The 12,107-nt window shown below is 56.4% G+C and carries 14 protein-coding genes; 10 read left to right on the top strand and 4 right to left on the bottom strand.

All coding sequences use genetic code 11. The features are described from left to right. Positions 1 to 27 precede the first annotated feature (27 nt). A complete protein-coding gene (locus ASF69_RS03190; RefSeq protein ID WP_062585200.1) occupies positions 28 to 972 on the top strand; it encodes a LysR family transcriptional regulator in 945 nt (314 codons plus the stop codon). Positions 973 to 983: 11 nt separating this feature from the next. On the opposite strand, the gene ASF69_RS03185 is transcribed toward ASF69_RS03190, so the two are convergent. After that, positions 984 to 1,244: a DUF2188 domain-containing protein gene (locus tag ASF69_RS03185; protein WP_062585199.1), complete on the bottom strand. Its 261-nt coding sequence runs from the start codon at positions 1,242 to 1,244 to the stop codon at positions 984 to 986. A 187-nt stretch (positions 1,245 to 1,431) separates the two neighbouring features. Here ASF69_RS03185 and ASF69_RS03180 point away from each other — a divergent pair, with 187 nt between their 5' ends. Beyond that, a complete protein-coding gene (locus ASF69_RS03180; RefSeq protein WP_062585646.1) occupies positions 1,432 to 2,547 on the top strand; it encodes a calcium:proton antiporter in 1,116 nt (371 codons plus the stop codon). A 102-nt stretch (positions 2,548 to 2,649) separates the two neighbouring features. On the opposite strand, the gene ASF69_RS03175 is transcribed toward ASF69_RS03180, so the two are convergent. After that, a complete protein-coding gene (locus tag ASF69_RS03175) occupies positions 2,650 to 3,852 on the bottom strand; it encodes a pyridoxal phosphate-dependent aminotransferase (protein WP_062585197.1) in 1,203 nt (400 codons plus the stop codon). 206 nt (positions 3,853 to 4,058) lie between these two features. Between ASF69_RS03175 and ASF69_RS03170 the strand changes: the two genes are divergently transcribed. The 4 genes from ASF69_RS03170 (at position 4,059) to ASF69_RS03155 (ending at position 7,189) form a co-directional block, all read left to right on the top strand. Further along, the gene (locus ASF69_RS03170; protein WP_062585195.1) at positions 4,059 to 4,976 is read left to right on the top strand and encodes an EAL domain-containing protein; all 918 of its coding nucleotides are present in this window, start codon (positions 4,059 to 4,061) and stop codon (positions 4,974 to 4,976) included. A gap of 238 nt (positions 4,977 to 5,214) precedes the next feature. Further along, a complete protein-coding gene (locus ASF69_RS03165) occupies positions 5,215 to 5,505 on the top strand; it encodes a hypothetical protein (protein ID WP_062585193.1) in 291 nt (96 codons plus the stop codon). 124 nt (positions 5,506 to 5,629) lie between these two features. After that, positions 5,630 to 6,532, top strand: coding sequence for a DMT family transporter (locus tag ASF69_RS03160; RefSeq protein WP_062585191.1), 903 nt, complete (start codon positions 5,630 to 5,632; stop codon positions 6,530 to 6,532). A gap of 441 nt (positions 6,533 to 6,973) precedes the next feature. Then, the gene (locus ASF69_RS03155; RefSeq protein ID WP_042617292.1) at positions 6,974 to 7,189 is read left to right on the top strand and encodes a cold-shock protein; all 216 of its coding nucleotides are present in this window, start codon (positions 6,974 to 6,976) and stop codon (positions 7,187 to 7,189) included. A gap of 131 nt (positions 7,190 to 7,320) precedes the next feature. Here the strand turns inward: ASF69_RS03155 and ASF69_RS03150 are convergent, their stop codons facing one another. Then, positions 7,321 to 7,965 (bottom strand): MBL fold metallo-hydrolase, encoded by a 645-nt coding sequence (locus ASF69_RS03150; protein WP_062585189.1) that lies wholly within the window; start codon positions 7,963 to 7,965, stop codon positions 7,321 to 7,323. 210 nt (positions 7,966 to 8,175) lie between these two features. On the opposite strand from ASF69_RS03150, the gene ASF69_RS03145 reads away from it, so the two are divergent. The 4 genes from ASF69_RS03145 to ASF69_RS03130 all read left to right on the top strand — a co-directional run bounded on the left by ASF69_RS03145 (position 8,176) and on the right by ASF69_RS03130 (position 11,696). Beyond that, positions 8,176 to 8,775, top strand: a complete 600-nt coding sequence (locus tag ASF69_RS03145) for a DUF1236 domain-containing protein (RefSeq protein ID WP_062585188.1) — start codon at positions 8,176 to 8,178, stop codon at positions 8,773 to 8,775. A gap of 276 nt (positions 8,776 to 9,051) precedes the next feature. Next, entirely contained in the window at positions 9,052 to 9,561 is a 510-nt protein-coding gene (locus ASF69_RS03140; protein WP_062585186.1) for a MarR family transcriptional regulator, read from the top strand. Between the two features lie 2 nt (positions 9,562 to 9,563). Beyond that, positions 9,564 to 10,277, top strand: a complete 714-nt coding sequence (locus ASF69_RS03135; protein WP_062585184.1) for a response regulator transcription factor — start codon at positions 9,564 to 9,566, stop codon at positions 10,275 to 10,277. A gap of 39 nt (positions 10,278 to 10,316) precedes the next feature. Continuing rightward, positions 10,317 to 11,696 (top strand): ATP-binding protein, encoded by a 1,380-nt coding sequence (locus ASF69_RS03130; protein WP_062585182.1) that lies wholly within the window; start codon positions 10,317 to 10,319, stop codon positions 11,694 to 11,696. A gap of 63 nt (positions 11,697 to 11,759) precedes the next feature. On the opposite strand, the gene ASF69_RS03125 is transcribed toward ASF69_RS03130, so the two are convergent. Continuing rightward, entirely contained in the window at positions 11,760 to 12,101 is a 342-nt protein-coding gene (locus ASF69_RS03125) for a tRNA-binding protein (RefSeq protein WP_062585180.1), read from the bottom strand. Positions 12,102 to 12,107 lie beyond the last annotated feature (6 nt).

Genomic DNA, 12,107 nt, shown 5'->3' with positions numbered 1-12,107 from the left:
AAACGTTGAGCATCCATTCAAAAATATATGGCGCGACATCGCAATATCAGCTGGGATTATTATCGCACTTTCTTGAGTGTGCTGCGCGATGGCTCCCTATCGGCTGCAGCGCGAGAGCTTGCGCTGACCCAGCCAACAGTGGGGCGGCATATTGCAGCTCTAGAGGAAGCCGTTGGCTTTGAACTTTTCATACGGTCACCGCAGGGTCTGTTGCCAACGGATGCCGCCATTGCACTCAGACCCTATGCCGAAAACCTTGCAGCCACCACCTCCGCCCTGCTGCGTGCTGCCTCTGGAGAGGTCGGCAAGATCGAAGGCACCGTGCGCATCAGCGCATCGGATGTGATGGGCGTCGAAATTCTTCCTCCTATCATCGCCAAACTTCAGGAGACTTTCCCTCGACTGGAGATCGAATTGTCTCTGAGCAACGCACTGGAAGACTTGCTGCGCCGGGATGTCGACATCGCAATCCGCATGACGGAGCCGGTCCAGAATGCGGTGGTCATGCGCTATGTCGGCAATTTTCGGATCGGCTTTCACGCCAACCCTGCCTATCTTCAAAAAATGGGCACGCCCACCACCAACGAGGATCTGGCGCAACATCGCCTTATTGGCTTTGACACCCGGACACCCTTTGTCCGCGCGGCACTTGAACGGGTAAAGCGCGATACACCCTCCATGCCGGACTTCGATCAGATCATTTTCAACATGCGCACGGACAGCAATCTTGCGCAGCTTGCACTGATACGGTCCGGGGGCGGTGTCGGCATGTGCCAGATCGGCCTTGCTAAAGACGATTCCAACCTCGTACGCGTGTTGCCCGACCTGGACATGTCTCTCCACACATGGGTGGCCATGCATGAAAACCTGCGTTCATCGCCGCGATGCCGGGCGACATTCGATGCCTTGGTGCACGGATTGAAGGGCTTTCTGAAAGCGGCAGATCCGGCGGCACCCGCCCTCAAGCGCTGAACGCAATCACGCTAGGACCTCAGGGACTGTGCATGGTCCACCACCTCGGCCTCCGGCCTGTCGCCGCCCTGGCTGTGTTCTATGTGCCAACGGCCGCCTTCGTCCTGATAGTAGATTTCCTCATCATCGCCTCCAACCTGCTGCTCAGCTGCCGCAATGCGGGCTGCCTGCACGGCGTCAGAATGGGTGGGAAACGCTTCGGAATAGGCTCCGTTCATACGGTAAGCCCAGCCGCCATCGTGCTCGACAATCTCATAAACCACTTTGGTCATGCACACTTCCTCCTGATAGATTGAAGGAGCGTGGCAACCTTTGCCGCAAAAGCGCATTCAAGGACCAGATCGCGGCTTTGTTGCCATGTCCTTGATCGTTACTATCCTACCAAAAAGCGCATTGTGCAAATTCCGCAATGTCGCAGCCTTCGTGGATCACCGCGCTGAGCATTATGAAAGGCCGACCATGTCAATTGCGACAACCCTGAAACAGGAACGGATGTTGCTGGCGGCAGTCCCCTGTGCCGCCCTTGCTTATTTTGCCGAACACGCCGTCATGGAGCAGAGCAAGGCCGTATCCTTCATCGTTGCCGCAGCTTTGATCGGCGTCATCATTCTCGTTTCCATGCGCGTGGCCCATCACGCCGAAATTCTGGCCGCCAAGGTTGGCGATCCCTATGGAACGATGATCCTCACCCTTTCAGCGGTCGCCGTGGAAGTGCTGATCCTTGCCATCATCATGCAGGAATCCAGCTCGCCAACACTCGTGCGTGACACAATCTATTCGGCAGTCATGATCGACATCAACGGCATATTGGGGCTTGCGGCGCTTCTGGGCGGCCTCAAGCATGGCGAGCAGCCCTATAATGACGATTCCGGCAAGACCTATGGCGTGATGATCCTGACCGCCATGGGCATATCCATGATCGTGCCTGAATTCATTCCCGGTGAAAGCTGGCATATCTATTCCGCCTTCACCATCTGCGCCATGATCGTCCTCTACGCGCTTTTCCTGAAAATGCAGGTCGGCCCACACAGCTATTTCTTCAGCTACAGCTATCCCCGCAGTGAGAGGAAGAAGGCCACGAGTTCAGGGACACCGGCAGCAGAACCGGATGAAGAGGATGGGCCTGCGACCAAATCGATCACGGTCATTCTCCTCGGCGTTGTCATCATTGGCGTTCTCGCGGAATTCATGTCGGCCTTTCTGGGCAACGGCCTTGAGGGAAGTGGCGCACCGGTTGCACTCATGGCCGTCGTTGTCGCGACAATCTCAGCTGCACCGGAAATCATGACGGCGATGCGATCCGCCCTGCGCAACCGGATGCAGTCGGTGGTCAACATCGCCATGGGCGCATCGCTATCGACAGTCATCCTGACCGTCCCGGTCATGGAAGCCATCGCGCTTTACACCGGACAGCCTTTCATCATGGCCATGACGCCAGTTCAAACCGTCATGGTCTTCATCACCCTCATCGCGGCCGCCATCAATCTCAATGACGGGGAAACGAACGCCATTGAAGGGATGACCCATTTTATCCTCTTTGCAACATTCATCATGCTTCTTTTTCTGGGACTTTAGGAGCGAAATCAGGATCTTAAGAGATAGCATTGAATCAATGCACGAAACGAAAAGGCCCGGCATCGCTGCCGGGCCTTTCCATTAAATTCAGGATGAAGACGATTACTTGCAGGCGTTGCAGAAACGCTGGATGCGCTTGCACGCTTCTTCCAGGTTCTTTTCCGATGTCGCGTAGGAAATGCGGAAGTTCGGGCCAAGGCCGAATGCAGAGCCCTGAACGACGGCGACGCCTTCCGTTTCCAGAAGCTCGGTGACGAAATCCACGTCCGTTTCGATGACCTTGCCGGATGGTGCGGTCTTGCCGATCAAGCCAGCGCAGGATGGGTAGACATAGAATGCACCCTCAGGAGACGGGCAGTTAATGCCCTTTGCCTGGTTGAGCATCGAAACCACGAGATCGCGACGACCTTCGAAGATCTTCTTGTTGGTCGGAATGAAGTCCTGGGTTCCGTTCAATGCTTCGACAGCGGCCCACTGCGCAATCGAGGTTGCACCGGAGGTCTGCTGGCCCTGGATCATGTCCATGGCCTTGATGAGTTCCAGCGGGCCTGCAGCGTAACCGATACGCCAGCCAGTCATTGCATAAGCCTTGGAGACGCCGTTCATGGTCAGCGTGCGGTCATAGAGCGATGGCTCGACTTCAACCGGCGTGACGAATTTGAAATCGCCATAGGTCAGGTGCTCATACATGTCGTCGGTCAAGACCCAGACATGCGGATGCTTGACGAGAACGTCGGTCAGCGCCTTCAGCTCGTCGTGGCTGTATGCAGCACCCGACGGGTTGGATGGCGAGTTGAAGATGAACCACTTGGTACGAGGCGTGATGGCCTTTTCCAGCGCTTCTGGCTTCAGCTTGAAGTTATCTTCCAGCGATGTGGTTACGAAAACGGGGGTACCGCCGCAAATCGAAACCATCTCCGGGTAGCTGACCCAGTAAGGTGCCGGAATAACAACTTCATCGCCGGGGTTAAGCGTCGCCATGAAGGCATTGAAAAGAATCTGCTTTCCACCGGTTCCGACGATTGTCTGCTCCGGCTTGTAGTCCAGACCGTTTTCCCGCTTGAACTTTTCGGCAATTGCCTTGCGCAGTTCAGGAATACCCGAAACCGGCGTGTATTTCGTTTTACCCGCGTTAATCGCGGCAATGGCAGCTTCCTTGATATTGTCGGGCGTATCGAAATCCGGCTCACCTGCACCAAGGCCAATCACATCGCGACCCTGAGCCTGCAGTTCACGGGCTTTCTGGGAAACGGCGATAGTGGCGGAAGGCTTAACGCGGGAGAGAATGTCGGCAAGGAAGGCCATTTTTATCGGTCCTATTGAAGTTGACATCGGCAGAGTTTGCGACAGCCGCCCTCTGCGGCAAGTGGTATGTCGAAAGAACAAGCGCGTTTCAAGGCCAAATGCCATGAAAACGTTACGTTGTCGGCATTTTAAGAGGCGCTTAACCGGCCCGTAACGCTTGCTGTGCTAGGCTATGACGGCTGAAATGATTTTCCGGGTGGATCGCCGTGGCACCGAAAAGCATTTTTTCAAATCTTTCACGCGAGGCCGATGGCTCCTGGTCAACGACCTATGCCCCCTTTACGCTCAGATCCGCGCTACAGCCCATATTTCGCAGGCTGTCCGATGGACGGTTCGATATAGATTCCTTCGAGGGTCTGGTGCGCCCCTACCAGGCATCGCAACTGGTGCCGCCAGCCCAGCTTTTCGCGCAGATCCATCCCGATGACATCGAGGCGATCGACAGCATCCTGCGCACGATCCACATTCTTAATACCGGCGCATTGGCGAGATCGCGGGCACGCATTTTCGTCAATTTCCATCCGGGCCTGTTTCGAACTCCCGCCAAGATGCAGCAGGAAGTGGAGCGGATGCGGCTTTCGGCCCATGAGGCTGGAATGGCGCCGGACCGGATTGTTTGCGAAGTTGCGGAAAACAAGGGTGCCGATACGCGGCTGGTGGCCGATTTCGCCGACCACATGCGCGCCATGGGTTTTCGTGTCGCCATTGCTGATTTCGGTGCCGGAGATTCCGATATCGAGCGGGTCAAGCTGATCAAGCCCGATTACGTCAAGTTCGAAGCGGCCTGGGCCCGCAACTTCATGCGCAATTCCGCTGGTGCGGCCCTCCTGCGCCTCATCGTCCGGCAATTTGTCGCCGAAGGTATCGAACCGATCTTCGAAGCACTCGAGGAAGAACGCGAGATAGACCTGTGCGTGGACCTGGGTGTGGCGCTGATGCAGGGCTATGCACTGGCAAGGCCTGAACTGGCTCCCACCACCTTCAATGAAAGGTTCCCCGAGCTTCTCGGAGCAGCGCGCGCGACCGGGTTTAAACAGTCCCTTAAGCCCTCTTCGAGGCTTCCTGCTGGGAACGAGACGCGCGGCCCCAAACCGGTCAAAACCTTCGGCAAACGAGGAATTTGAGGGGCGTTTATCTCTTGTTAACCGCCGCCTTGTTATCGCCACAATAAATACGCCGGACTGTCCGAATTCGGTCCACAAGCCGTCCACTTCAAAGCCAATTTTAAACCATGTCGCGAATTTCCGTGCCGTGCGTCGCATTGTCGGCATTCAGGCGGTAGCGGGCGCAGAACGTGGGCAAGGAACCAGAACAATGTTTCTCAATGATCGGAATTCGGCAGACCGGCTGAGAACCCAAAGAATGCTTTTTTCGCTCTGGATGGCTCTGGCCGCATTGATGGTCGTCATCACCATGGCCGCAGGGCTAGCCACATCGGCTCACGCGCTCGAGGCATCGCCGGACCAGGCAAATGAAATGGTCGACAACATCCATACATCGGCGATTGCCTCGGCTCCCATATCCAGGGCGTCGGACCGCATCCTGGTAACCGCACTTGTCGTTACCGGCTTCGTCACAATGGCCATTGGCGGCATCGTGCTGACCGTCAACGGCATTCGCGAAACCTCGCCCACGCGCAGCCGTCGGGACTGACCGGTCAGCTTGCCGCAATCATTCTTTGCTGTTAGAGCAGCGTCAAATTTGGCAAGGGTCAAATTTGCCAGAACGACGCCTGGATCACGTACCAGCGTGTCATGGCCTTTGCATCCGGTGAGACATGACGCGCATTCAGGCCAATCTCGTTTTATTGCTCGCCGCCGCAATCTGGGGCGGCGGCTTTGTCGCGCAGTCCACGGCCATGGATACGATCGGTCCATTCTGGTTTGTCGGTCTGCGTTTTGCCATCGCCGCCATCGCGGTGCTGCCTTTCGCGGCCATGGAAAGCCGGAAGATGGGCTCGGCGCCATCGAGGGGTGAATTCAAGGCCTTCGCCCTTGTGGGCGTGGCTCTCTTTCTGGGCGCGATAACGCAACAGATCGGCTTGCTGACAACATCTGTCACGAACTCCAGCTTTCTCACCGCGCTCTACGTCATCTTCGTCCCCGTCATCGCCGTCATCATATATCGCCGCAATCCGCACTGGGTGGTTTGGCCCGGCGCACTGATGATGTTGACTGGCATATTCCTGCTGTCAGGCGGCGCCATCGCCAGCCTGACGACGGGAGACATGCTCAGCATCACCTGCGCCGTCTTCTGGGCTCTCCAGATCACCCTTGCCGGTCGCTTCGTCATGCAGAGCAACAGGCCGCTTGCGCTTTCCTGCACGCAGTTTTCCATATGCGCCGCGTTGAGCATGGTCTTCGGCGCAATGGTCGAACCATTGAGCTTCACCGCAATCTCGTCTTCCATCGGCGAAATACTCTATGTGGGTCTGGTTTCCTCTGGCCTTGCCTTCGTGCTGCAGGTCGTCGGGCAGCGATATACGACGGCACCACAGGCAGCCATCTTCCTCTCGTCCGAGGCGCTATTTGGAGCCTTCTTTGCTGCGATCTTTCTTCAGGAAACCATTCAGACTGCCGGCTACATTGGTTGCGCGATAATTTTTGCCGCGATTTTGCTGGTAGAGCTGGTTCCCGAACTGTCGAGAAAGCGAAATAACGCGTTAAGTGCCAAAACCTGAGCACTCTCGTAATTTTCCACATTCAATAAAATTTTCCCCTTTCACGCGAAATTTACCACTGAATCCCATCGCCAGCGATGTTTTCATTTCAGAACTTCTAAAACGTGAGAAAAATTCTGCCATTGCAGTGGTCTGTCGCCCATATGGTGTAAGGGGCGCATCCAATTTGTCTAAAAAGTTTCGCTTGCCAATTCTAAATAAACACAGCAATCTACTGCGGTTCGGGCAAGTTGCGAGCATGGGAAGGCCTAAAAAATGAATGCTCCGGAGATAAAAAACTCTGGGCGGCGGGGACAAAATAACGTTGATCAGAACGTCAAAAGCTTTCCACGCGAAGGTCCACATTCTCAACTATCAAAAACTGCCTGCCGTACGCCTTAACCGGCAAAACTGTAATGCTGCCTGGAGCTGAACACGGGCAGAGCGAAAAGGACCTGATGCATGGCCGAGACTGGCACTGTTAAATTCTTCAATACCGACAAGGGCTTCGGCTTCATCAAGCCAGACAATGGTGGCGCCGATATTTTTGTCCACATCTCCGCTGTACAGGCTTCCGGCCTGTCCGCACTCTCAGAAAATCAGAAAGTAAGCTTCGACACTGAACCGGATCGTCGCGGCAAGGGGCCGAAGGCAGTCAATCTGCAGATTGATGGCTGAACCCTCACGACTTTCTCTTCTGGTTGAAGCCCGGCAGGAATGCCGGGTTTTTTTGTGCTCCAGGCAAGGGTTGCATTCGCTCCTCCCCAGTTCCCGCATCGTGTAGCCGCCTGCCGCGGCCAGAAGAATGACTAGAGGCCCTGGAGGTAGGGGTTGGTGCGGCGTTCCTCGCCTATGCGTCCACCGGGACCATGGCCGCAGATGAAGCCGACATCATCGCCAAGAGGCAGTACCTTGTCCCTAATCGATGCCAGCAATTGCTCGTGGTTGCCGCCGGGAAGATCGGTGCGTCCAATAGAGCCGCTGAACAGGACATCGCCCACATGCGCAAAGGCCTGCTCTCTGTTATAATAGATCACATGGCCCGGCGCGTGGCCCGGGCAGTGAAGAACTTCGAAGCGATGATCCCCGAAGGACAGCGTATCGCCATCCTTCAGCCAGCGGTCCGGCAATACATTCTGAAGCCCGGGTATGCCGTAGGTTTGCGCCTGAACTTCAATACGCTTCAGAAGCGGCCTGTCATCCTCATGCGGCCCGACAATGGGAAGAGATAGCTTCTCTTTCAGCTCCTTGGCACCACCGGCATGGTCCAGATGCCCGTGGGTCAGCCATATCTCTTTTAAGGTAACACCGTTTTCCTGGATGGTCTGGATGATGACATCCACATCTCCGCCCGGATCGACAATGACACCTTCCTTGGTGTCCTGATCAAAGAGAATGGTGCAGTTCTGCTGAAAAGGCGTCACTGGGATAATGCCTGCCTGTAACTTTCCCATTGTATCTCCCTTTTAAAAACAGCGTCCTCTATAAACCGCCATTTTTCGCCAGACAACAAAACCGCAGGGATTATTGCGCCGACAAAGACTATGCCCCGGCGACAACATTTCCCTTCGATGAAACAGACGCCTATATTTTAGCAATCGCTCAAACTGGAACAGACCGTTAACTCGCGCGTTCTTGCCCCAGTCTTCAAAGGAGTGAGGCAGATGAACAAGAAGCTGAAACTTATGATCGCCGGCGGCGCGCTTACGCTGCTCGCTGGGTACGCCAACGCGGCGATGGTTGCCACCACGGCTTCCGACATTTCTGTACGTTCGGGCCCAGGCGAAGATTATCCTGAGGTCGGTCTCGCCACCCGTGGCAGCGACGCCGTACTGGACGGCTGCCTGGACGGCAGCGCATGGTGCCGTATCGAAGTAAATGGTGTGCGTGGCTGGGCAAATGCCGATTATCTCAACGTCATGTACGAGGGCGCGCCCGTAGTTCTGCGTGAGCGTCGTTCTGAGATCAACGTTCCCGTCGTGACATACGAAAAAACATCCAACGTCCAGTCGGAACCAAATCCGGGCGACCCGAACCTCGGTCGCGTTGGTGAAGTCGATCCGCCGGAAAATGTCATGACCTATATCGAGCGTCATCCTGGTCAGGTAGTGCGCATCGATGGCGATGTCGCCATCGGCAGCACGTTGCCAGCAACGGCAGAACTCGTTCAGATCCCAGACTATGAATATAGCTACGTCATGGTCAACGATCGCCGGGTTCTCGTAGAGCCAACCACCCGCCGGGTCGTTTACGTCTACGAATAAGCCTGACGCATAAGCTTGAGTTTACTGTAAAAAGAGCGCGGTTTTCCTGCGCTCTTTTTTTGCGTATCCCGGCCCCCTCCGCATAATGTCGTTGATGTTCCTCCCTCGTCATATTATCGAACGCAACAGAAAATGATTGCAATCGACCTCCTGTTGTCGCGTATTTTCAGATAGTCTGCAGCCGCATCGCCGGGACTGCAGAGCAGCCGAGAAGTCGGCGTGGTCGTGCGATGCAGGTGGTAAGAGCGAGAAGGAACCAAGGTGCCTGCCCAGTCGATGAAGAAAGCCGTCAGACGCGCCCCACCTCTTCCACATGTCGATGATGGAAAGATCGACTTCGATACGATTGAGGCGTTCTTCTTTGCCTATCGCGACTTTGTTTCGGACCCGGACGTAATCCTGTCAAAGCTGGACTATGGCAGAGCGCACCACCGCGTGGTCTATTTCGTCTGCCGTCAACCGGGCATGACGGTTGCCGACCTGCTGGATACCCTGCAGATTACCAAGCAAAGTCTTGCGCGAGTGCTCAAACAGCTCATCGATGACGGCTACATAAGACAGATGGCGGGCCCTGAGGACAGACGACAGCGCAGGCTTTACCCCACCTTGACGGGCCGTGAACTGGCGCTAGCTCTCAGCGATCCACAATCGCGAAGAATCGACCGTGCCTTGGAGGGGATGCCACCGGATGCCCGTGCCTGCGTTCGAGAGTTTCTTGCGCGAATGCGTGACCCGGAAACGGACCGCCCGACCATGGAAACAGCCTCTACGGAGGACAAGGAGTAGACATGCCGAGCGGTACACCGAAACAGCCACTTGCAGATGATGATGCCCCTCACCTGCTGATCGTCGATGACGATGCGCGCATCCGGGCGCTGCTTCAACGCTTTCTTGGCGACAAGGGCTACCGGATTACCGCTGCGGCGGATGCCGCGGAAGCCCGCCGCAAGATGCAGGGCATCCGCTTCGATCTTCTCATTCTCGACGTGATGATGCCTGGGGAAAACGGCCTGTCGCTAACCCGATCGCTCAATGAAAACAAGACCGTACCGGTCATTCTTCTGACAGCGCGTTCGGAAGCGGATGCACGCATCGCCGGGTTGGAAGCCGGTGCCGATGATTATCTTCCAAAGCCCTTCGACCCGCGCGAGCTTGTGCTGCGGATCAACAACATCCTGAGACGCAACGCATCGCCGGATACGCCCAAGATAGAGCAGATCATTTTCGGGCCGTATAATTTCTCCGTACCGCGCAAGGAATTGCGGCGCGGCGCGGAAGTCATCCGGCTGACAGACCGCGAACAGGAGATCATGCTTCTCTTCGCGCTTCGCGCAGGCGACACGATCCCTCGCCATGAACTGGTCGATGCCGACGCTGATGTTGGCGAACGCACGATCGACGTCCAGATCAACCGGCTGCGGCGCAAGATCGAAGACGACCCGGCAAATCCGGTCTACTTGCAGACCGTGCGCGGCATCGGGTACCGTCTGAGCGTGGACTGACACTGTCTGCGTCCCTTACGCCAACTGGAAGAGACGACAATGGCCAGCCTCGATTTCATCAGTGCCGCGAGAAACAGCGGGATCGCCCGCGCCTGGCGGTTCTTCGTTCGCTGGCTTCGCCACTGGCTGCCAACCGGGCTATATACCCGGTCGCTGTTGATTATCATCCTGCCCATGGTTTTGCTGCAGGTGGTGGTTGCCGCCGTTTTCATGGAGCGCCACTGGCAAATGGTGACGGAGCGGCTGTCCGCCGCCGTCACCCGCGACATCGCCGCCATCATCGAACTTCTGGAGAGCGATCCGGAGGAAGACGACTACCAGCGTGTTATCCGCATCGCGCGCGACAGGCTGGATCTCAGTGTCTATATCGAGCCGAAGACACCTCTTCCCGAGCCTCGCGCCCAGCCGTTCTTCTCGATCCTAGATACGATTCTCGCCGATCAGATACAGCAACAGATCGGCAGGCCCTTCTGGATCGATACATTTGGCAACGGCTCGCTGGTCGAGATCCGCATTCAGCTTGCCGACAAGACGTTGCGTGTCTTTACCCGTCGCAGCCAGGCCTATGCCTCAAACACGCATATCTTTCTGGTCTGGATGGGCGGCGCCTCTCTAGTGCTTCTTGGAATATCCATTCTGTTTCTTCGCGGTCAGATCAGGCCAATTCTGGCGCTCGCGAAAGCCGCCGAGAGCTTTGGACGCGGCCAGAAAATCACCGCCTATTCGCCGCGAGGAGCGGACGAGGTTCGTCGCGCGGGGCTTGCCTTCATTCTCATGCGAGAGCGCATCGAGAGGCAGATGGAACAGCGCACAGCCATGCTGAACGGCGTGAGCCACGATCTTCGCACCATCCTCACCCGGTTCAAGCTGCAGCTCGCGCTTGCCGGAGACAATCCGGATCTTGAAGGTCTGGACAAGGATGTGGACGACATGCAGTCCATGCTGGAGGCATATCTTGCTTTTGCCCGCGACGATGCCGAAGAGAGCATTGGTACGCTGGAACTGGCACCCCTGTTTGACCGCTTTGCCAGCGATTTCCAGATGTGTGGAAAGACCTTCAGCTACGAGCTGAACGGAATTGAGGGCCTACCCGTTCGCCCCAACGCCTTTTCCCGATTGATCGGCAATCTGGTGGCCAATGCCCACCGCTATGCCACCACGCTGAACATCCAGGCACACCGTGCGCCAAGATCGATCACGTTGACTTTCGATGACGATGGCCCGGGAATACCCGAGGAGTCCCGCGAGGACGTGTTCAAGCCGTTTTATCGTCTGGATGAAGCGCGCAATCTTAACGCATCAGGCACCGGCCTTGGGCTTTCTATCGTCAGGGACATAGCCCGAAGCCACGGCGGTGATGTAACGCTGGGAGACAGCGCTCTGGGCGGGCTTCGCGTGATCGTGAAAATACCGGCCTAAAGCCTTTCCGTCTGGTGAGGCAAATGCCCCTGCCATGGACGACGCCGTGGACGGAGTTCGATGTCAGCACATTCTCGCGCCGTTTGGCACTGCCTGTTCCACGCTGGCGAGAACAATATCGCCCTCCTCATCCGCAAAACCGAGCGTCAGAACTTCCGAGCGGAAGGGACCGATCTGGCGTGGCGGAAAGTTCACGACGCCCAGAACCTGTCGGCCGACCAGTGAGTCCAGCGTATAGTGAACTGTGATCTGTGCAGATGATTTCCTGATGCCGATCTCGGCACCGAAATCGATCTTGAGCTTGAAAGCGGGCTTACGCGCTTCGGGAAAAGGCTCGGCTTCGATGATGGTGCCGACGCGAATATCGACCTTTTCAAAATCCGCATAGGTGATTTCTTCGCTCATGGTCCA

The sequence above is a fragment of the Rhizobium sp. Leaf311 genome, from assembly GCF_001423445.1.
In the GTDB taxonomy this organism is placed as follows: Bacteria; Pseudomonadota; Alphaproteobacteria; order Rhizobiales; family Rhizobiaceae; genus Agrobacterium.
This window is presented reverse-complemented; position numbering and strand designations above follow the sequence as displayed.

Coding starts and splice junctions, on each gene's coding strand:
- ASF69_RS03130 (WP_062585182.1), top strand. CDS start 10,317: ATGGCCAGCCTCGATTTCATCAGTGCCGCGAGAAACAGCGGGATCGCC.
- ASF69_RS03155 (WP_042617292.1), top strand. CDS start 6,974: ATGGCCGAGACTGGCACTGTTAAATTCTTCAATACCGACAAGGGCTTC.
- ASF69_RS03125 (WP_062585180.1), bottom strand. CDS start 12,101: ATGAGCGAAGAAATCACCTATGCGGATTTTGAAAAGGTCGATATTCGC.
- ASF69_RS03185 (WP_062585199.1), bottom strand. CDS start 1,244: ATGACCAAAGTGGTTTATGAGATTGTCGAGCACGATGGCGGCTGGGCT.
- ASF69_RS03190 (WP_062585200.1), top strand. CDS start 28: ATGGCGCGACATCGCAATATCAGCTGGGATTATTATCGCACTTTCTTG.
- ASF69_RS03180 (WP_062585646.1), top strand. CDS start 1,432: ATGTCAATTGCGACAACCCTGAAACAGGAACGGATGTTGCTGGCGGCA.
- ASF69_RS03145 (WP_062585188.1), top strand. CDS start 8,176: ATGAACAAGAAGCTGAAACTTATGATCGCCGGCGGCGCGCTTACGCTG.
- ASF69_RS03160 (WP_062585191.1), top strand. CDS start 5,630: ATGACGCGCATTCAGGCCAATCTCGTTTTATTGCTCGCCGCCGCAATC.
- ASF69_RS03150 (WP_062585189.1), bottom strand. CDS start 7,965: ATGGGAAAGTTACAGGCAGGCATTATCCCAGTGACGCCTTTTCAGCAG.
- ASF69_RS03175 (WP_062585197.1), bottom strand. CDS start 3,852: ATGGCCTTCCTTGCCGACATTCTCTCCCGCGTTAAGCCTTCCGCCACT.
- ASF69_RS03135 (WP_062585184.1), top strand. CDS start 9,564: ATGCCGAGCGGTACACCGAAACAGCCACTTGCAGATGATGATGCCCCT.
- ASF69_RS03165 (WP_062585193.1), top strand. CDS start 5,215: ATGCTTTTTTCGCTCTGGATGGCTCTGGCCGCATTGATGGTCGTCATC.
- ASF69_RS03140 (WP_062585186.1), top strand. CDS start 9,052: ATGAAGAAAGCCGTCAGACGCGCCCCACCTCTTCCACATGTCGATGAT.